Source organism: Mesorhizobium qingshengii, assembly GCF_027563465.1.
GTDB lineage: Bacteria > Pseudomonadota > Alphaproteobacteria > Rhizobiales > Rhizobiaceae > Mesorhizobium > Mesorhizobium qingshengii_A.
Genome location: NZ_JAPFQA010000018.1, coordinates 22326 through 39409, shown reverse-complemented (window position 1 = coordinate 39409; position 17084 = coordinate 22326). Strand labels below are relative to the sequence as shown.

Genomic DNA, 17084 nt, shown 5'->3' with positions numbered 1-17084 from the left:
TTTGGGAGCCTATCGAGCGTCTTGGTGGCTATTGTGGGGCACCATGTCGACCAGAGGCGTCCTGCGACGCTTGACCGAAGGCCTCGCCGTCCCGTCACCCTCCCTTCCGCTTCTCGACCTCGGCCTTGCGCAGCAAAAACCGCTGGATCTTGCCGCTCGGTGTCTTCGGCAGTTCCGTCACGAAATCGATCTCGCGCGGATAGGCGTGGGCCGACAGGCGCTTGCGGACATGCAGCGCCAGCTCCTCGGCGAGTTCCGGGCTGCCTTGCCAGGACGGCGCCAGGATGACGAAGGCCTTGACGATCTCGGTGCGCTGCGGATCCGGCACGCCGACCACCGCCGCCTCGTTGACCGCCGGATGCTCGATGAGCGCGCTTTCGACGTCGAACGGCCCGATGCGATAGCCGGAGGACGTGATGACGTCGTCCGACCGGCCGATGAAGCTGATCGAGCCATCCGGCTCGAACTCGACCGTGTCGCCGGTGCGGTAATACCCGCCCGATATGGCCGGGGTTTCCGCCTGGTGATAGCCGCCGAACCAGCGCAGCGGCGAGTTGGCGATGTCGACGGCGAGGACGCCGGGCTGGTTGGGGCCAAGCTCCTGGCCGGCCTCGTCCAGCACGACGATGCGGTAGCCCGGCATGGCAAAGCCGGCCGAACCCGGGCGCACGGGGTGCGACAGGCCGTGATGGTTGTTGACCATCATGCCGTTCTCGGTCTGGCCGTAATGGTCATGGATGGGTGCCGCGAGATGGGCGTCGAACCAGCGGATCACTTCCGGGTTGAGCGGCTCGCCGGCGCTGCTCACCACGCGCAGGCGGCCCTCGATGCGGGCGGCGGCCTCCGGCCCTTCGGCCAGCAGCAGGCGGAAGGCGGTAGGCGAACCGGCGAGGCTGGTGACGCCGAGGCGCTCGATGATGTCGTAGGTGCTTCTGGCGGTGAAGGCGCCTTCGTTGAAGGTCGTCGCGACGCCGAGCAGCAAGGGGCCGGTGATGGCGTAATAGAGGCCGTAGGCCCAGCCGGGATCGGCGATGTTCCAGAAGACGTCGTCGGGGGTGAGCCCGATGGCATCGCGCATATAGGCGCCGAAGGCCATCAGAGCGCTCAGCGGCACCGGCACGCCCTTGGGCAGGCCGGTCGTGCCCGAGGTCGACATCATCATGAACAGGTCATCGCCCTTGCGCAGGACGGGTTCGCAGTCGGACGAGGCGGCGGCAAAGGCTGCGCGGAAATCGATGTCGCCCGCCGGCAAGGCTTCGCCCGGGGCGAGGACGGTCGCAACCCGGGGGCAGTGCTCCACCTCGTCGAGCTTGCCGCGATTGGCCGTGTTGGTGACGACGAGTCTGGCGCCGCTGGTCTTCAGCCGGTGGTCGATGGCCTTCGGGCCGAAGGCGGTGAACAGCGGCTGATAGACGGCACCGATGCGCCATGTGCCGAGAATGGTCGCCACCAGTTCGGGAATGCGCGGCAGCATGCCGGCGACGACATCGCCGGGGCCGACGCCTGCCGCCTTCAGCAGATTGGCGACGCGGCCCGACATGTCGTCGAGATCGTCGAAGGTGAATTCCCGCAGCTCACCGCTGGCCGAGATCGCGCGCAATGCCAGCCGGTCCTGCCCGGTGTGGCGGGCGCAGCATTCGACATAGGCGTTGATCCCGGTCGCGGGATCGCCCTGAAGACGCGCTGCTTCATCCTCGATGCGGAATCGCGCAACGGCATTGTCATAGCGCGGCAACCGCGCCGGAGCTGTTTGGGTCATGGCAGTCCTCCCTGGCGCCCCATCTCCTCCATGGGGCGCGCTGTTTGTTTCATTAAATGCATGAAACTGCGCCGTTGGTCGATGCGGCGAAAGTTGGTGGCGGTGGGGTAGGTTCACAACACAGGGGGCCAGGCTGGCGTTCCTTCCCACCCCCCTGACTGGCAGGACAGAGGGGGATGGGAAGGAACGCGACGGATTGGTCAGCTGTTGACCGGAACCCGCTTCCGACGGATAGGTCCGGCCAAGCATGCCACCCCGAGAAAACGATGACTTCAGACTCCAACCTCCATCATGCGGCCGTTGAGCGCGCCACCGCCCCCGCCTGGCAGGACGATGTTCGCCAGGGTGTGCGCCATGCGCGCGATCTCGCTTCCCTGCCGCTGTCGCCGGGCGAGCGCGCGGCGGCTCAAGGCGCGGCGGCGAACCATAAGGTTCGCATCCCCAAAGCCTATCTCGACCTGATCGACTGGAACGACCCCGCCGACCCGATCCGGGCGCAGGTGATCCCGTTGCCGGAAGAGCTTGTGGAGCAGGACGGCGAGCTCGGTGACCCGATCGCAGACCAGGGGTTCAGCCCGGTGCCGCGGCTGACGCATCGCCATGCCGACCGGGTGCTGTTGTTCCCGACCTATCAATGCGCGGTCTATTGCCGGTTCTGCTTCCGCAAGGAATCGCTGACCGCGATCGGCCGCGGCTACACGCGCGAGGCGCTGGAGCCGGCGTTGGCCTATATCGCCGGTCATCCCGAGATTCGCGAGGTGATCCTGACCGGTGGCGACCCGCTGTCGCTGCCCGACAAGGCGTTGGCCGAAATCCGCGCCCGCATCGAGGCGATCGCGCATGTGCGGCTCTTGCGCATCCACACGCGCGTGCCCGTCGCACTGCCGTCGCGCATCACGTCAGGGCTGATCGAGGCCTTGCAGGGCCGGCTGATGGTCACCGTCGTCACCCATTTCAACCACGCGCGGGAGATCACGCCCGCCACCGAAACGGCCTGCCGAATGTTGCGGCAAGCCGGCTTCGTGCTGCTCAACCAGAGCGTTCTTCTCAAAGGCGTCAACGACACGGTCGAGGTGCTGGAGGAGCTCTGCCGCGAGCTGATGTACCGCCTCGGCGTCAAACCCTATTACCTGCACCATGGCGACCTCGCGCGCGGCATGGCGCACCGGCGCACGACCATTGCGCAGGGTCAGGCACTCGCTGAAGCGCTGCGCGCGCGCCTGTCGGGCATCTGCAACCCGGTCTATGTGCTCGACCTGCCGGAAGGTGGCGGCAAGGTGCCGCTCGGGCCGTGTTATGTCGAAGCGCGGGAAGGGGAAAGCTGGCGCCTGCGCGGGCTGGATGGTGAGGTGAGGGGATATCGGGAGGTGGTTGGCGAATAGGGTGGTGCGCTAACGCGCTTCAACAAACGCCAAGACGACCACACGCGGGGCAACGCAGTAGACGAGGCTGACCTTGCGGCCCGTCTTCGTCGTTGCGCGGCCGGCGTCGAGGTCCACGGTGATATCCTCATAGCCGAGAATCTCGCGATCGAGCGGATAGACCGCCTTGTAGACCGCTTCCTTGGAGGCAAAGAGGATGCGACCGGCAAGATGCCGGTCGGCCGCGTCCGTCCGGTCCGCCGGGGTTGCGGCGAGCGCGAGGATGTCGTCGGGCAGGGGTTGGGCGGGCTCGACGTCGATGCCGAGAGAGGCGATGCGGCCAACAGGCGCAACCGCCGCCACGGCCATTTCGTCATCATGGGCGAGCGAACCCGTTATCCCGTCGGGCCAGACCGGCGCGCCGGATGGCGCGCGCGGGAGGGCGACGTCGTCGAAGCCGATAGCCGCCAGCAGCCGGTGCGCGAGCCATCGGGCCGCGCCGCTGGCCCGCCGCGTGGCTGGCTGGCGCGCCGGAATCGAGCGCGCCTCCTCGGGCAAAAGATGGGTCTCGTCGCCTTCGCGTATGAGCCGGCATCCGGTGCGGACCCCATACGGGGCGATGGCGGCCAGCGCCTGCGCCAGGGAGGTTTCCTCGGGCAGATCCGGAGGCGAAGAATTTGCGGCGGGGGTCATCGGCCGGTCGATGCAGCGAGGGCGAGGTCGGCGATCATTTCGCCATCCTCGTCGAGGCCTTCTTCCACGAAACCGGCGGCGCGGTAGAGCTGGCGTGCCGCCTCATTCTCCGGCTCGTAGCAGATCGAAACGTGCCTGATGTGGCCGAGCCCGCCGATTTCGCCCAGCACTTCGCGCAACGCGGCCTTGCCGTAGCCTTTGCCCTGGCTGGCGCGGTCGATCATGAAGCGGTAGATGCGCGCCTCGTCGTCATCCAGCGGCGCATCGTACATCAGGAAACCGACGACACGATCGCCAGCCATCACGACGCGCGGCCGCGCGTCTTCATCAAGGTCGGCTTCGTCCAGGGACTCGGCATTGCTGGCGACGAAATCCCTCTGCTCCGGAGCCAGTTCAAGGGACGCAACCGAGGCCCGGTTGGCCTCGGTCAGGAAAACGAGCCGGATTTCTCCGGCCGTCAAGCCGACGCCTTGGCGCCATCGTCCGTGACCGGGGTCACGAACCTGTGCAGCTTGGCCGGGTTGCCGCGCCATATGGAGTAGGGCTCGAGTTCTTCGCCCTTCATCACGAAGGAATCGACATCGGCCACCGAGCCTTCGCCCATGACGACGCCGTAATGGACAAAGGCGGAAGGTCCGAGCGTGCAGCCCTTGCCGATGCGGATGAAGTCGGACTTGAACGCGCCTTCCTCCAGCGAATGGGCCTGGATGACGCAGCCCTCGTTGAGAGTGACGTCGTCGCCGATCTCCACCAGCGAGCGTTCGGTCAGGTTGCTGCCGCCGTCATAGACCCGCTTGCCGACCTTGACGCCCAGCAGGCGCAGGATCATCGGCCGGAACGGCGTGCCGCCGAACAGGTTGACAATCGGCGAATCCGCAAGCTTCCAATGGCGTTCGTGGCGCCAGAACGCGACGTCGTAGATCGTCGTCATCTGAGGCTTCAGCCTGCCAAAACCGAGACTTGCCCGCTCGACCAGGATGTAGAACGGAATGGTGATCGCCGAGGTCAGGAGCACGGCGACGAACAGCGCGACCTCGTTCCATTCGGTGTAGTAGTTCAGCGCCCGGTCCCAGATCGCCAGCGTGGCGAACAGCATGACCCATTGCGTGGCGATGAACAGAATGATCGTCACCGCGTTGTGAAGGTTCTTGTGCGGGATGCGCTGGCGCCGGTCCGCCTCGTCGACGCCGGCGATGAGTTCCTTGTCGCGGTTGACCATGCGCGGGATTTCAAAGGCAGGCGAACCGAGAAGCCCGACATTCTCGCGCAACGGCCCGTCGATGGGGATCATCACCTTGGTGCCGAGCAGGCAGTTGTCGCCCGTGCGTCCGTCCGGCGGGTAGTAGATGTTGTTGCCGAGATAGTTGCGCTCGCCAATTCGCGTCGGCTCGAGCCGGAACGCCGAGGCGGACTTGTGCATGTTGATCATGAACAGCCCATCCGACACCATGGTCTCGGTGCCGATCTCGCACAGAAGCGGGTTTTCGTGCTGCTGGTTGCTGCCGAAGTTGGATCCGGTCTGCACCACCTTGTTGAGGTTCCAGCCGATGGCACGCATGTAGTGCACGATCGCCGAGCTGTCGCCGAACAGCAGCCCCAGGACACGGGAGTTGCTCGAGAATTCGGTGGCGGCTTGCAGCCAGTAGCGGAAACCGTAAAGCGCGTAGGTGCGGCCCGGCTTCAGCAGCAGGCTGGTCAGGCGGGGCAGCAGCGTCGCCGCGAGGAAGGCCACGGCGATATAGCCGAAAAGCGTGACCGTGGTGCCGATCGCGACAAGGCCGATCGTCTCTTGATAGTCGTCGCCGACATTCTCCCAATAGCTGTGGAACAGCAGCGGCAGCGGGATGACAATGGCAAACAACCCAATGAGCTGGACCGCTTCGAAGAGGAAGCGCCGGATGCTGGAGGGGTTCTCATTGCGCACCTTGCAATAGTCCGCCGTGGTCGGCACGGCCGGCGATCCATGCCAGTGTTCGCCGTCCGGGATGCTTTGCCCGCGGAGCAGCGCAGACGCATGGCCGAGCTGGGCGCCGTTGCCGATCGCGGTGTCGATGTCGAGCGTCGAGCCCACACCCACGAAGGCATCGCGGCCGATGGTCAGCGGACCCATATGGATGTAGCCGGACTGGGCGCGAAAGCCGAGGATCAGCGATTCCTTGCGCAGGATCGTGTTGGCGCCAATTGAAATCAGATCCGTGCAGACGGGTACGGATTTGGATTCGATGACAGCGTTTTTGCCGATCCTGGTTCCCAGCAGCTGCAGATAGAAGCTGTAGAGCGGGCTGCCGCGGAACAGGACGACGGGTGCTGTGCGGATCAATGTCTTGACGATCCAGAAGCGGTAGTAGCGCAGGCTCCAGATCGGAAACGCCTCGGCCTTCCAGCGGCCGATGAGCACCCATTTGGCAAGGACGGCAAAGCCCGTCATGCCAAAGAACACGCCGGCCGAAAGCGCCACGCAGCGCAAATAGAGCTGCAGCGGATCGTCGAGTGCGTCATACATCCAGTTGAGGCCGTCGTTGATCGCCCACAGCGCCACGTAGCTGTAGAGTCCGTAGAACAGGAGCTGCGCCACGCCGCAGGTCCAGTAGGCGAAGTTCGATGCCTGGCGGGTGAGAACAGGCTCATTGGTGGCCGTCGTCATCCCGTCCGGCACGCGCAGGTGCGTGGCCAGGAGCGCCACGGTCGGATAGAGATAGATGTCGCGCATGGACGTCGTCGCCCATTCCTTCCTGGTGCGCACGCGCGCGCAGAAATGCGCCATCAGCAGCGAGTTGGCGCCGAGGTCGTCGAAGAAATTGTCCTCGACCGACACCTCGTCGAATTTCAGCACCGCGGCCAGCGCTTCGGCCAGGAAGCGCTCGTCGTCATTGCCGGGCGCCACCATCTCGCGGTCGGCGGAAAGCCGGACGCTGGTCGGCTTCGGCAACTGGCGAAGGTCGACCTTGTTGGAGACCGTCATCGGAATCGCCGGCAGTTCCTCCAGATAGGAGGGCACCATGTAATCCGGCAGGCGTCGCTTCATCGTCTGGGCGAGATCCGCCCGCGAGATCGCCGGCACTCCGGTCCTGGGTGCGTAGTAGGCAACGAGCTCGACGCGGCCGGGCTCGATCTCCCAGGTGGTGACGGCAGCCTGCGCGATGTCAGGCTGGTCCAGCAGCACCGCCTCGATCTCGCCGAGTTCGATGCGATAGCCGCGGATCTTCACCTGGGTGTCGATGCGCCCGTTATATTCGATCTCGCCATCGCCGTTGATCCGGCCAAGGTCGCCCGTACGGTAGATGCGCCGCGACGGATTGTTCGGCAAGCCGAGGAAATCGGCGATGAATTTCTGTTCGGTGAGGTCGGCCCTGTTGAGATAGCCTACCGCGAGCCCGATGCCGGCGATGCCGATCTCTCCCAATTCGCCAGGCCGGGCAAGCGCGGGCACCTCGGGGTCGAGAATGACGATGGAGTAGGTGGGCAGCGGCGCGCCGATGGTGACGGGCCTGTCCGGCGTCAGCACGCCCATCGTTGCCGTGACGGTCGCCTCTGTCGGTCCATACGTGTTGAGGATCCGCCGCCCCGGCGTCGACCAGCGCACCACCAGATTGTGCGGGCAGGCCTCGCCACCCACCAGGAGCGTGCGCAGGCTGGGCACGTCTGATGTCATGGACGACAGCAAGGTCGGGCTGCAGGCCATGCAGGTGACTTCGTTGAGCCGCAGGAAATCGGCGAGTTCCTCGCCCACCAGAGGCAGCTGGCCCGGCGCCGGCACGACCGTCGCGCCGGCTGCGAACGGCACCCAGATCTCCTCGGAGGAAAAGTCGAAGGCGATGGTCATGCCCTGGTAGACGCGATCGCCCGGCCGGTAGCCGTAGGATGCGGCGGCGACCCGGATGAAGTTGACGAAGCTCTGGTGCTTGATGACCACGCCCTTGGGCCTGCCGGTGGTGCCGGAGGTGTAGAGGATGTAGCAGGTGTCATCGGCTTGAGGCGGCGCCTTGTGCGGCTTCAGCGGCGCGCTGGACTGTCTGGAGATCTCGGCGGCGGCGCTGTCGATCAGCAGGTGGGGAACGGGCAGTTTGTCGGCGCGCGACGCATAGGCGGCGATGGTGACAATCAGCCCAACGCTGGCGTCTTCGATGATGAGCGCCATGCGCTCTTCAGGAAAGGCGGTGGCCAGCGGCACGAAGGCCGCGCCTGCCTTCATCACCGCGAGCAAGGCGACGTAGGTCTCCGCTGACCGGTCGAGAATGAGCCCGACCCGGTGGCCCGGCCGCACGCCATGCTTGATCAGCAGACGGGCGAACTGGTTGGCCCGCTTGTCCAGCTCCCGGTACGTCCAGACACGTCCCTCGGAGATCACCGCCGGCAACGAGGCGAATGTCCCGGCGAGCTGCTCGAAGACCGTGTCGAGCCGCTCACCGGCTTGCCCCGGCTGGGCGAAATCGGCACCCGCCAAGACCTGGCCGCGCGCGATCAACCCGGAATCGGAGGCAATCCTTACGAGCGCTTCGACGCCTCCGAGGCCGATTTCGGGCTCCCGGCCCTGTCTTGCCGTGTCCCTGTCCAGTTCGGCGATATCGACACCGTGATCCATTTCCAAACTTTCTCGTCCTGGCCGAGCAGCGCCAGGAACATCTCAATCATGCCGCCGCGACGGCAGGCCTTGTCGGCTGCGCCGCCGCTGCAATGTGACCCTAGTTGATGGAGGTGGAATGACTGACGCTTCCACGAACGAAACGCCCGGAATCCCGGCTGGCGATCACTGACCGCCGAGTCGCACCCCTCTTTGGCCGGCCCGATATCATTTTTCTGACCGCTCCACGATCACATGTTCGGGAGCGCGGGCGGGAGGCGGGTGCACCGGTTCGGCGCTGCCGGCGGCGAGCGACGTGCCGAGCAGGGCACTCATCCATCCGTTCGAACCTCGTTGCATGGCCCGTAACCGCTCCATTCGGTTGTGCCGCGACCATTTTCCGGCCGTAGCGGGGAGATTATGCCATCCGATCTTTTCGCCAGTTTTTCCGAACTGTTGAAATTTGTTTCTGGAGTGTGTCTCGGCGCTCTTCTTATCGTCCGCCTTGTCGACCCTTGCGGGGAGGGAATGCTGCAGCGCTCGTCAGTTTTCATGGGGCGAGGCACCCAAGTTCCTGGGGCCACCGAGCCCTCAACTCCTCCCCTTTTAAAAAAAATCGCTGCCCCTCGGGAATAAAGGCTGGCCCTTCCGGGTCTTGCCTGTAGCGGGGCCATTTTCGCGGCACGCATCCAGGAAACGAAACAAGGACCTATGAAATGACCAAGCTCGCACTCAGCGCGGCTGCGATGTTGCTTGCCGCAAGCTCTGCCTTCGCCGCCAGCGACCACGGCGCCAACAATGCCAACCAGCCGGCCGCTTCCGTCGACACCAATGCCACGGCCTCGATCCCCTACACCGCGCATCCGGGCGGCGTCGACACCAAGGTGACGACCGGGCCGAGCCAGGGGTCGGTTCAGGACATCATCACCCGGCACAACAACGACAGCCTCTGGGGCCGCTGAGCGCGCCTTCAAGCAATTTCTCAACAAACAGGAACCATCGACATGAAAAACATCGCTCTCACCGCCGCCGCCATCCTGGTCGCCACCACCAGCGCCTTCGCCGGCAGCGACCACTTTGGTTCGCACGCCGTCAACCAGACGGCCGTCGACACCACCACCACCGCCGCGTCGATCCGCAAGCCGGACATGGTCCGGCACGGCATGCAGGCGACGATGAAATCTGATGCGGAGGAACCCGGCCAGGGCATCTGGGGCAATTGAGTTCAGGGGCTGGCACCGGATCCCGACCGTGCTCGCCCCAATCCGCAATCAGCGACGGAGGGCCAGGGCTTGGCCCTCCGTCATTTCCTTCGCGACTTTAGCCACCACTCAACCGAGGAGAACACCCATGTTCAGCATGACACGTCGCACAGTGCTTCAATCCGCCGCCGCCGCTGCCGCCTTCGGCCTTGCCGGCAGGTTGGAATTCGTCCGCCCGGCCTTCGCCGAAACGCCGGTCGAGCCCACCGTCGGCTTCTACAAATACAAGGTCGGCGATATCGAGATCACCGCCATCTATGACGGCATCTGGAAGAAGCCCCACGACCCGGCCTTCATCAAGAATGCCTCGGTCGAGGACACCAAGGCGGCGCTCGCCAAGGCGGGGCTGACCACCGACTTCATGCCCATCCCGCTCACCGTCGTCGTGCTCAAGATGAACGGCAAGCTGATCATGATGGATGCCGGCTCGGGCGTCGGCCAGTGGCAGACCAATGCCACGCATTTGCCGGCCAACATGGCCGCCGCCGGCATCGACTACAAGGCGATCGACACCATCATGATCTCGCATTTCCACCCCGACCATGTCTGGGGCCTGATGGAGAAGGGCACCAACGCGCCGGTGTTCCCGAGCGCCGAGCTGATCGTCAACGCCACCGAATACAATTGGTGGACCGACCCCGGCCGGCTGGCCAAGCTGCCCGAAGGCCGCAAGCCGGCGGGCAAGCGCATCGCCGAGAACTTCCCGAAATGGAAGAACTGGAAGCTGGTCGAGGACGGCGCCGAGGTGGCGCCCGGCATCCAGATCATCGCCGCCCCCGGCCACACGCCCGGCCACTCGGTGTATCTCGCCAACTCCGGCAAGGAGCAGATCATGATCTCGGCCGACACCATGTATGTGCCAGCACTTCTGGCGCCGCATCCGGAGTGGCAGGGCGCCTACGACCAGGACGGGCCGACGGCGATCACCACGCGCCACAAGATCATCGACCGGGTGATTGCCGACAACATCCGGATTTCCGGTTCGCACTTCCCGTTCCCGGGCACCGGCACCTTCGTCAAGGACGGCAATGCCTATGGCTTCACTCCAGTTCAGATATGAGCGCGAGCTCCCAACCCAGGCGAGAAAGACAATGAAACATACCTTTTTTGGCAGACGGGCCCTTTTTGGCAAACATGCCCTGTTCGGGCTGCTCGGCGCCATTTCCGTGCTGACCGTGGTTCCGGTCGCCGCCGTCATGCCGGCCTATGCGGTCGACAACATCGAGGGCGGCGACGCGCCCGACCTCACCGCCGTCAAGGCCAAGATCGAGGCCAAGGACTACCAGGGCGCGCTGGCCGAGCTGCGCGACCTGGCGCAGGACACGCAGCAGCCCGACGTCTACAATCTGCTTGGCTTCACGCTGCGCAAGACCGGCGACTACAAGACGGCGCTCACCTACTACACCAAGGCGCTGGAGCTGAAGCCCGACCACAAGGCCGCCCGCGAATATCTAGGCGAGCTCTATGTCGAGACCGGCGACATGCCCAAGGCCCAGGAGCAATTGGCGTCGCTGGAAAAACTCTGCCCGGCCGGCTGCGAGGAGCTGTCGGACCTGCAAAAGGCCATCGACACCAAGGTGACGAAGTAGGACCGATAGGGCTGTTCCTCGCCCCCAGGGTTGGCAGAACTATCCTTAGGGCAAGTGCCCCCTCACCCGGATTGCCAACCGAATTGCAAAGGGCAATTCGGGGCAATCCGACCTCTCCCCGAGGGGAGAGGAGGTCGCTATCGCCGGCGCCAGCCTCTTCTCCCCAGCGGGGAGAAGGTGGCCGCGAAGCGGCCGGATGAGGGGGCCCTGGCGCCAAGCCCGGACCCAACTCACCGTATTTTTGGGCGCTCGTGGCTGGCGCCCAAAAACCGGAGCCGGCGTCTCTCCCTCCGCCGGCTCCACCCCTTTCAAGGATCGGACGTTGCAGCGCCATTGCGCGCGTCCGGCCGGGCGCGTGGCGCCTGCCTGTTACCAGAATTGGAGCCTGACCATGACACCGACCGAAATCGCCGCGAAGCTGCACCTGCTCGCCACCAGGCACCACGCCAGCGATGCGACCCTGCTGGCCGGCCGGCTGCTGCTTTCCCTCATCTTCCTGCATGAAGGCGTGACGCTGGCCACCCATTTCGACGGCGCCGCCAAGGCGATGGCCGCCCTGGGCGTCGGCCTGCCGCTGTTTGTCGCCACCATCGCGCTGCAACTGGGGGCGGGGCTTAGCGTTGCAACAGGCCTGCTGACGCGGCTGGGCGCCATCGGGCTCGGCCTGTTCTGCCTGGCGACGGCCACGCTGTTCCATACCAATTTCGCCAGCCAGAACGAATTGCTGCATTTCGAAAAGGACCTGGCCATCGCCGGCGGCATGTTCGTGCTGGCCATCGCCGGCGCCGGCAAGTTCTCGCTCGACCGGCTGGTGGCCGGCTATCTGCAGCAGCGGCGGCGCGACAAGGAGATGGTGGCGGCGCTGCTGGCGGCGGAGAACCAGATGTCCCTGGGGGACGTCAGGCTGCCGGTTTGAGGGGCCGAGGCTCGCGGCTTTGTGCATCGGCATGCCGGCCAGCAGGCGCCACCCTTGCCGCAAGCTCGCTTGCTGGAACCAGTCGCGATGCCCCGCATTCTATTGGCTGAGGCTCAAGGAGTGTGGGATGAAAGCGATTTTGGCACTGGTCGGCGGCTTCGCCTTGACCCTTGCGGTTTTCGGCAGCGGGCTGGCCTTCGCTGCCTGGCTGCTGGTTGCCAAGCCCGTGCATCAGTCAAGGCCCGCCGACAGCGTCGCCGAGTTGTGGACCAAGGGCGCACAGCCGGTGGACAAGGCAGCGCAGGGCCTGGAGCGGGTGGCCGCCGCGCAGCCCGCGGCGCCCGATGCCGCAGCCAGGGCGCAGGCGGTGCCGCCCGACCCAACCGTGATAAGCGCCGTGACGCCCGTGGTGGGCGAGGAGCAGGCCGGGCTGCCGGCTTCCCATGTCAGCTGGTGCGCGAACCGCTACCGCTCCTACAATCCAGACGACAACAGCTACATGTCCTATAGCGGGGAGCAGCGCCCCTGCATCTCGCCCTATCTCGACGCCGGCGCCGTCGACCAGGCCGCTCGGCCGTCCACCGAAGTCAGCTATGTCGAGGGGGGCGCCGCCCCCCTGGCCGCCACGCTGGAGGTTTCCACCGGCCACGCCCAATCCTGCTTCAGCCGCTACCGCTCCTACCGGCCCGAAGACAACAGCTACCAGCCCTACACCGGCGGGCCCAGGCGCCAGTGCGAGTAGGCGCCGCCTGCTGCTTGCCATCGCCGGTGCGGGCAGCATTTCGCTGGGCAGGTTGGCCGCAGGCGGGCAACGAGGCACAGGAACTGCTCGACAGGCTGGGCGGAGACTGCGCGGCGGTGTGAGTCGTGGCTGGAGCCCTTGAGCGGGAACCAGCAAATCAACTACCAGGTAAGCTGCAAGCCTGCATTTCCGCCAACGCTGTGACCGGCGAATGCCACGCCAGCCGTTCCTGTCAGCCGGCCGCCGCCCGCAAAAAGGCCCTCGCCAAGAACCGCCGCACCCGTCAAGCCCATCGCATTGGACATGCCGGCGTTACCCCAGTTGACGCGCACGCCAAAATGCTCGCCGGCGACCAGGTCGGGGCTGGTCAACGCCGCGGCGATCGAGGAATTCTCGAAGGCGCGAGCGACACGGTTGTCGATGTCTTCAACGCTCTGTGCCAGCGCGGTCTTGGACGTCACCGTGCCGTTCTCGGTTTGCCTCTTGGTCACACCAGTGTTGGCGTTTATGCAAGTGTCCGTACCCGGGCTGTAGTAGTATTGCGCGCCGTAAAGCGAACAGACTCTCACGTACTCGACCGGCTGCGCAAAGCCAGGCGTAACGGCGCCAACCGTTCCCGACAGAACCGCAAGCAAAATGTAACGATTGATCCCGACCACTTACCCCTCCAATGGCAATTGTTAGCAAACCCTTAACGCAATGCCGCATGGAGACGCTTTGCCTGTCAACGGGAGGTAAATCCGGATCCTGTGCGGTTCTCCGAAATCCGGAGCTTGTTGCTCGCGCGCAACAAGACGAGATGGCGGTGACGAGGCATTCGGCTTCTCTCTCGGCCCGGGCGCGATGAGGTTCCCGGCCGCATTCCACGCAAAATTCCACTCTTGCGGTGGTTCTTACCACGCCCGCTACCACGCCGGCGCAAACACCACGCCCTTATGAAGCGGCCAACAGCGCACCAACGGACCAAGACGACCGTGCGCTGAACGGCCTGCCGCCGCGAATCCAGCGGGGATGGCGGTTGGTCGGTTTCGCCCCAAGAGCATGAAGAGACGGCCTCATGAACGCGGTGCGGGCGGCGCGTCGAGGCCAAATGTCAACTTTCAAAGATGGAGAATTGAAATGAAGAAGATCGTTCTTAGCCTTGCCACGCTTTTGTTTGCCTCCGGCATGGCTTTTGCCGGCAGCGACCGCTTTGGCTCGGACTACATCCCTGCCGCCGGCGACTATCCGACTGCCGGTACCCATTCGATGGTGTACGGCGCCAGCGCGGTCGACCTGAGCGGCACAAAGAGCGTCACCGACAGCGCGGCGGGTGGAGATTCGCACTCCGGCATGCCTGCGCCGGGCTACGGCCAGGGCATCTGGGGACGCTGACGGCAAAGCCGGCCGCCACGGCCGGCATCCAGGCGGCGGGCTCGCCCGCCGCCTGGGATCATCTCGCGGCCTGACCGGAGGCCGCCGGTTCGAGCGGACCGCAAGACGCTGGTTCCTCGCCCCCATTTAATGGGGGAGAGGTGGCTCGGGCGAAGCCCGAGACGGAGAGGGGGAATGGCGCGGCCTTGATGATTGTGCGGCTCGACCTCACGTGAATTCAGACGAAGCCTGGCAGCGCGGCGGGCCCCCTCTCCGGCCGCTGCGCGGCCACCTCTCCCCCGCTTTGCGGGGGCGAGGAACCCAAGTTCTCGGGCGGCACCGCCCGCCGACCTCCTGCGACCCGACCCAACCCAACGATCACGCGAAATTTTTGGATCGTTCGGATGGGTGCGGCGTTCTTCCCTGACGCAAAGGAGGAACGACCATGGGCGACGACCGGCACGAGAAGATTCAGAAGCGCGCATACGAACTGTGGGAACGCGACGGCGGTGGCGATCCGGAGCGGCACTGGTACCAGGCCGTGGCCGAGATCGACCGGGAGGCGGCGCTGCCGCTGACGGCCGACGATGCGCTGCCGCAAACCCGCGAGATCGCCAGCTCCGACGTGCTCACCGTCGAGGAACTGGCGGTGCGCACCGGCATATCCGGCGACGAGGCGCAGGAACTGCTCGACAGGCTGGGCAGCGACCGCGCCGCGACCGAGCACGCGCGGAACATCAAGGGCAAGCGGAAATCCTGATTGCTCCGGGAGAGACCAATGATCCGGAAACTCAAGGACGGAAAATACCGCCTCTATTCGCGCAAGAAGGACGAAAAGACCGGCAAGCGGCGCAACCTCGGCACGTTCGAGACCCGCGAGGCGGCGGAGAAGCACGAGCGCGAGGTGCAGTATTTCAAGCGGCACTGAGCCGGCCTGACGACGAGACGTCCGCCGATCGCGGCGCCCCGATCTATCGCGGCGTGTGCAGCGTGCGCGCGCTTTGCCAAAACCAGATCGCGAGCGAGCCGGATCGCCCACGGATGTGCGTTTCCACGGGTCCTCTCAGGGCGCCGGATTTGAACAGCGCGCAGTCGCGGCCGGCGGCATCGAGCATTTTGTCGCTCACCGCGACTTCGGCATTGTGCTCGGCCGCGATCTCCATCAGGCGGCTGGCGACGTTGACCGTGTCACCGATGGCCGCGATGTGCTGACGGCCTTCGCCGCCGAGCCGGGAGGCGACGATCGTTCCGTGGTGGGCGCCGATCTTGAAGCCGAGCCGCGATGCGGTCGATGCGGGCAACGAGGCGAGCCAGCCGTTGGTGCGGCTGGCCAGCCCCACGCAACAGCGGGCGGCATTGAAGGCGTCGTTTGCCGAGGGTTGCGGCAGGCCGAACAGGATCATGGCGCCGTCGCCCATGAAACTGGTGACGACGCCACCGCTGCTCGTCACTTCCTCGTCGACCAGCGCATGAAAATTGTTGAGGAGTTCGCGTGTGGCGACCGGTCCCAAGGTTTCGCTCAGTCCGGTGAAGCCGGACAGGTCGATGAACAGGATGGCGGCGTCTCCCCGGACGGGGTCGGAGAGGAAGTCGCCATGCCTGGCGAGCCATTCGCCCATGCCCGGGGCTTCGACGCGTTGCAGCAATTGGCTCTGCGTGGCGAAAAATTGCGCCCGGCTCCTGCCCAGCCAAAGCTGCGCCGCCCCGAACAGGATGGCCGGCGGAACGGCGGCGGTGATCGGCAGCGCGGCGCTCAGCCAGATATGGTGCGAGAAAGCCGTCATGTTGACCACGACCCAGAGCAGCACCACGCCGGCGACCGCCGCCAGGCCGCTGGCGTTTCGCCGCCACGCCAGAAGCCCGACGAGAAGCATGGGCAGCACCACCGCAAAGCCGGCATCTGCAAGGCGAACGTAGCGGTCGCGCACGATTCCGTCGCCGGTCATCAGATGGGCAATCGCCGTCGACATGACTTCGACGCCCGGCAGCACGGGATCGAACGGCGTCGGGAAAACATCGCCGGTGCCGGTCGCGGTCGCTCCGATCAGGACAATCCGGTTCCGGATGATGCCGGGATCGAGCTGGCCGTCCAGCACGGTCGCGGCGCTGATGGTGCGGATCGTGCCGCGCGGGCCATAGAATGCCAGGGGCAGGATGTGGCCGATGTCCGTCCGGATCGACCGCCCGCCCAGCGACAGGTGATCGGGGGCAATTTCCGGATCCTCGCCCGCCGCCACGGTGGCAACCCTCAGGGAGAAGGACGCTTCCAGTTGGTCCGCGGCCCGAAACAGCAACGGCACGAACCGGGGCGTTCCCGTCCGGTCGGTGATCACGTTGACGACGCCGACAGCGGCGGCGTCCGAGAACGCCTTGAGCGGCCACAGGAACCGCTCGGCATCCGGCACGCGGGCGAGGGGGCCTTCGCCCAGTGTCCATTGCCTGCCTCCGGGGTAGACCGCCGCGGCCGCGATGACGCTTCTGGTCCCGCCCAGCGAACGCGCCAGCGCCTCGTCATTGTCCTTTGCCCCGGGGTCGACCAGCAGCAGGTCGAGCGCGATGGCTTTCGGGCCAAGGCGCCCGATCGTGTCGACAATCCGGGCCAGCGTGGCGCGGCTGAGCGGATAGCTGCCCTCGTGCCGCACCGCGTCGTCGTCAATCGCGACGATGGTGATCAGGTCCGGTGGCGGTTCCGGTCCTCGAAAAAGCGTTCGAAGATCGGTCATCGTTGCCTCGAAGCGATCGAGAAACGCCATGTCGCCGCGCCAGTGCGCGAAGCCCAGGCCGGCGCCCCAGAGGCCCGCCAGGACGAGCGCGATCAGCGTCGGAAGCGCTCGTCGGCTCATTGCCG

Annotated in this window: 16 protein-coding genes; 10 read left to right on the top strand and 6 right to left on the bottom strand. The window is 65.6% G+C overall.

Annotated elements, in window-relative coordinates:
* Nucleotides 1–94: 94 nt before the first annotated feature.
* A complete protein-coding gene (locus OOJ09_RS26905) occupies nucleotides 95–1759 on the bottom strand; it encodes an acyl-CoA synthetase (protein ID WP_269908103.1) in 1665 nt (554 codons plus the stop codon).
* Nucleotides 1760–2025: 266 nt separating this feature from the next.
* Here OOJ09_RS26905 and OOJ09_RS26900 point away from each other — a divergent pair, with 266 nt between their 5' ends.
* Nucleotides 2026–3141, top strand: a complete 1116-nt coding sequence (locus tag OOJ09_RS26900) for a KamA family radical SAM protein (RefSeq protein ID WP_269908102.1) — start codon at nucleotides 2026–2028, stop codon at nucleotides 3139–3141.
* Between the two features lie 9 nt (nucleotides 3142–3150).
* On the opposite strand, the gene OOJ09_RS26895 is transcribed toward OOJ09_RS26900, so the two are convergent.
* From OOJ09_RS26895 to OOJ09_RS26885, 3 genes are read right to left on the bottom strand one after another with little or no spacing between them, the layout of a single operon-like run.
* Nucleotides 3151–3813: a 4'-phosphopantetheinyl transferase family protein gene (locus OOJ09_RS26895; RefSeq protein WP_269908101.1), complete on the bottom strand. Its 663-nt coding sequence runs from the start codon at nucleotides 3811–3813 to the stop codon at nucleotides 3151–3153.
* Nucleotides 3810–4274: a GNAT family N-acetyltransferase gene (locus OOJ09_RS26890; protein ID WP_269908100.1), complete on the bottom strand. Its 465-nt coding sequence runs from the start codon at nucleotides 4272–4274 to the stop codon at nucleotides 3810–3812. The genes OOJ09_RS26895 and OOJ09_RS26890 overlap by 4 nt, the downstream gene beginning before the upstream one ends.
* Nucleotides 4271–8395 (bottom strand): Pls/PosA family non-ribosomal peptide synthetase, encoded by a 4125-nt coding sequence (locus tag OOJ09_RS26885; protein ID WP_269908099.1) that lies wholly within the window; start codon nucleotides 8393–8395, stop codon nucleotides 4271–4273. Before OOJ09_RS26885 ends, OOJ09_RS26890 begins: the two co-directional genes overlap by 4 nt.
* A gap of 695 nt (nucleotides 8396–9090) precedes the next feature.
* On the opposite strand from OOJ09_RS26885, the gene OOJ09_RS26880 reads away from it, so the two are divergent.
* The 6 genes from OOJ09_RS26880 (at nucleotide 9091) to OOJ09_RS26855 (ending at nucleotide 12883) form a co-directional block, all read left to right on the top strand.
* Nucleotides 9091–9336, top strand: a complete 246-nt coding sequence (locus OOJ09_RS26880) for a DUF680 domain-containing protein (protein ID WP_269908098.1) — start codon at nucleotides 9091–9093, stop codon at nucleotides 9334–9336.
* Nucleotides 9337–9378: 42 nt separating this feature from the next.
* Entirely contained in the window at nucleotides 9379–9597 is a 219-nt protein-coding gene (locus tag OOJ09_RS26875) for a DUF680 domain-containing protein (RefSeq protein WP_269908097.1), read from the top strand.
* Nucleotides 9598–9724: 127 nt separating this feature from the next.
* Nucleotides 9725–10696 carry an MBL fold metallo-hydrolase gene (locus OOJ09_RS26870; RefSeq protein ID WP_269908096.1) on the top strand — a complete coding sequence of 324 codons (972 nt, stop codon included), beginning with the start codon at nucleotides 9725–9727 and terminating at the stop codon, nucleotides 10694–10696.
* Nucleotides 10697–10727: 31 nt separating this feature from the next.
* Complete coding sequence (locus OOJ09_RS26865; protein WP_269908095.1) at nucleotides 10728–11225, top strand: tetratricopeptide repeat protein; 498 nt, start codon at nucleotides 10728–10730, stop codon at nucleotides 11223–11225.
* 391 nt (nucleotides 11226–11616) lie between these two features.
* Nucleotides 11617–12141 (top strand): DoxX family protein, encoded by a 525-nt coding sequence (locus OOJ09_RS26860; protein ID WP_269908094.1) that lies wholly within the window; start codon nucleotides 11617–11619, stop codon nucleotides 12139–12141.
* A 127-nt stretch (nucleotides 12142–12268) separates the two neighbouring features.
* Entirely contained in the window at nucleotides 12269–12883 is a 615-nt protein-coding gene (locus tag OOJ09_RS26855) for a BA14K family protein (protein WP_269908093.1), read from the top strand.
* A 161-nt stretch (nucleotides 12884–13044) separates the two neighbouring features.
* Here the strand turns inward: OOJ09_RS26855 and OOJ09_RS26850 are convergent, their stop codons facing one another.
* The gene (locus OOJ09_RS26850) at nucleotides 13045–13542 is read right to left on the bottom strand and encodes a porin (RefSeq protein ID WP_269908092.1); all 498 of its coding nucleotides are present in this window, start codon (nucleotides 13540–13542) and stop codon (nucleotides 13045–13047) included.
* A 460-nt stretch (nucleotides 13543–14002) separates the two neighbouring features.
* On the opposite strand from OOJ09_RS26850, the gene OOJ09_RS26845 reads away from it, so the two are divergent.
* From OOJ09_RS26845 to OOJ09_RS26835, 3 genes are all read left to right on the top strand, one after another.
* Nucleotides 14003–14257 carry a hypothetical protein gene (locus OOJ09_RS26845; protein ID WP_269908091.1) on the top strand — a complete coding sequence of 85 codons (255 nt, stop codon included), beginning with the start codon at nucleotides 14003–14005 and terminating at the stop codon, nucleotides 14255–14257.
* Between the two features lie 424 nt (nucleotides 14258–14681).
* Entirely contained in the window at nucleotides 14682–14996 is a 315-nt protein-coding gene (locus OOJ09_RS26840; protein ID WP_269908090.1) for a DUF2934 domain-containing protein, read from the top strand.
* Nucleotides 14997–15014: 18 nt separating this feature from the next.
* Nucleotides 15015–15164, top strand: a complete 150-nt coding sequence (locus OOJ09_RS26835) for a hypothetical protein (protein ID WP_013894378.1) — start codon at nucleotides 15015–15017, stop codon at nucleotides 15162–15164.
* Nucleotides 15165–15207: 43 nt separating this feature from the next.
* Here the strand turns inward: OOJ09_RS26835 and OOJ09_RS26830 are convergent, their stop codons facing one another.
* Nucleotides 15208–17079 (bottom strand): CHASE2 domain-containing protein, encoded by a 1872-nt coding sequence (locus OOJ09_RS26830; protein ID WP_269908089.1) that lies wholly within the window; start codon nucleotides 17077–17079, stop codon nucleotides 15208–15210.
* Nucleotides 17080–17084: the final 5 nt, after the last annotated feature.

Excerpts from the sequence above, each read along its gene's own strand:
- OOJ09_RS26865 (WP_269908095.1), top strand. The coding sequence starts at position 10,728 with ATGAAACATACCTTTTTTGGCAGACGGGCCCTTTTTGGCAAACATGCC.
- OOJ09_RS26830 (WP_269908089.1), bottom strand. The coding sequence starts at position 17,079 with ATGAGCCGACGAGCGCTTCCGACGCTGATCGCGCTCGTCCTGGCGGGC.
- OOJ09_RS26905 (WP_269908103.1), bottom strand. The coding sequence starts at position 1,759 with ATGACCCAAACAGCTCCGGCGCGGTTGCCGCGCTATGACAATGCCGTT.
- OOJ09_RS26855 (WP_269908093.1), top strand. The coding sequence starts at position 12,269 with ATGAAAGCGATTTTGGCACTGGTCGGCGGCTTCGCCTTGACCCTTGCG.
- OOJ09_RS26900 (WP_269908102.1), top strand. The coding sequence starts at position 2,026 with ATGACTTCAGACTCCAACCTCCATCATGCGGCCGTTGAGCGCGCCACC.
- OOJ09_RS26840 (WP_269908090.1), top strand. The coding sequence starts at position 14,682 with ATGGGCGACGACCGGCACGAGAAGATTCAGAAGCGCGCATACGAACTG.
- OOJ09_RS26880 (WP_269908098.1), top strand. The coding sequence starts at position 9,091 with ATGACCAAGCTCGCACTCAGCGCGGCTGCGATGTTGCTTGCCGCAAGC.
- OOJ09_RS26860 (WP_269908094.1), top strand. The coding sequence starts at position 11,617 with ATGACACCGACCGAAATCGCCGCGAAGCTGCACCTGCTCGCCACCAGG.
- OOJ09_RS26895 (WP_269908101.1), bottom strand. The coding sequence starts at position 3,813 with ATGACCCCCGCCGCAAATTCTTCGCCTCCGGATCTGCCCGAGGAAACC.
- OOJ09_RS26885 (WP_269908099.1), bottom strand. The coding sequence starts at position 8,395 with ATGGATCACGGTGTCGATATCGCCGAACTGGACAGGGACACGGCAAGA.
- OOJ09_RS26870 (WP_269908096.1), top strand. The coding sequence starts at position 9,725 with ATGTTCAGCATGACACGTCGCACAGTGCTTCAATCCGCCGCCGCCGCT.
- OOJ09_RS26875 (WP_269908097.1), top strand. The coding sequence starts at position 9,379 with ATGAAAAACATCGCTCTCACCGCCGCCGCCATCCTGGTCGCCACCACC.
- OOJ09_RS26845 (WP_269908091.1), top strand. The coding sequence starts at position 14,003 with ATGAAGAAGATCGTTCTTAGCCTTGCCACGCTTTTGTTTGCCTCCGGC.
- OOJ09_RS26835 (WP_013894378.1), top strand. The coding sequence starts at position 15,015 with ATGATCCGGAAACTCAAGGACGGAAAATACCGCCTCTATTCGCGCAAG.